The sequence below is a fragment of the Streptomyces sp. NPDC059398 genome (assembly GCF_042751845.1).
In the GTDB taxonomy this organism is placed as follows: domain Bacteria; phylum Actinomycetota; class Actinomycetes; order Streptomycetales; family Streptomycetaceae; genus Streptomyces.
The window spans coordinates 1-1,294 of the sequence record NZ_JBHYWP010000217.1 but is presented as its reverse complement, the minus strand read 5'-3'; the positions used below and the strand labels follow the sequence as shown (position 1 = coordinate 1,294).

Sequence of the window (1,294 nt, the reverse complement as noted above, 5' to 3'; positions counted from 1 at the left end):
AGCTGTTCGGTGGTGATCTGGGGGTGGGGCAGGTGTCGGTAGACCTCGCGGGCGACGAACCGTTTCAGGCAGCGGACGATGTCCTTCTTGGTCATGCCTTCGGTGGTGCGTCTGGCGACGTAGTCGCGGGTTCGCTGGTCGTAGCGCATGCGGACCAGCACGATGGTGTGCAGGGCCCGGTTGGCCTGCCGGTCCCCTCCCCGGTTGAGCCGGTGCCGGTGTGTGCGGCCCGATGACGCCGGGACCGGGGCCGCGGCGCACAGGTGCGCGAAGGACGCTTCCGAGCGCAGACGGTCGGGGTTGTCGCCCGCAGTGGTCAGCAGTTGGCCGGCGGTCTCGGGGCCGATGCCGGGCAGCGCGATCAGCTGTGGTGCGGCCCGGGTCACCAGCGGGCCGAGGTCGGCGTCGGCTTCGGCGATCTCCTCGCCGAGCCGCTGGTGGCGGCGGGCGAGCCTGCGCAGTGTGACCCTGGCTGCGTGGTCCGGGTCGGCGAGGTCGCCGGCGGGACGGGACCGGGCCAGGGTGTCGATCAGCTCGCCGGTGGCCAGCCCCCGCAGCTTTTCCCGGACCGCTGCGGGTGCCGTCACGACGAGGCTGCGGATCTGGTTGATGGTCTGGGTGCGGGCCTTGACCGCCGAGCTGCGGGCCACGCGCAGGGTGCGGATGGCCTCCACGATCCCGTTGCGGGTCTTGGGTGTGCCCGAGGCCCGTCCGGACAGCACAGCGGTGGCAGCGGCGTAGGCGTCGACCGGGTCGGACTTGCCGTTGTCCCGGCGGGCTTTGCGGTCGGGGCGGTCGACCTCGACGATGGTGATGCTGTTGACGGTCAGGAAGCGGGCGGCCTCGGCCCCGTAGGCGCCGGTGCCTTCCAGGCCCACCGCGAGCAGTTCGCCGTGCGAGCGCAGCCAGTCCAGCAGCCGCTGGTAGCCGTCCGGGGTGGTGGGGAATGCCTTGGTGGCCAGGTGCCGGCCGACCGTGTCGATCACCGCGGCCTGGTGGACGTCGGTGTGGGTGTCGATGCCGCCGATGACGGCTATCTCGTCTGCTGCCATGCTGAAGCCTGGTGTCCTTCCGCGCCGCGTGTCTGGGAGGGCACGTGCCGGTCGGGCAGACGGACAAGACAGTGATGGGACCTTTGGCCGGGCTCCTATGAAGTCACAGATGCCCGACCGGCCACGCGCGCTGTGGCCCCGCCCGGACAGCCGACGAATCCACGGAAGGACAGCCGAAGCGCCAGTCAGTCCTGGGGTCAGACCGCCGAGCGGAGCCACAGCAATCATCACTGTCAGTCCTC

General features: G+C 71.0%; 1 protein-coding gene. It reads right to left on the bottom strand.

All coding sequences use genetic code 11. The features are described from left to right. Nucleotides 1-1,052, bottom strand: a 1,052-nt coding sequence (locus ACFXBC_RS35090) for an IS110 family transposase (RefSeq protein WP_385034199.1), incomplete at its 3' end; no start/stop codon positions are given. Nucleotides 1,053-1,294: the final 242 nt, after the last annotated feature.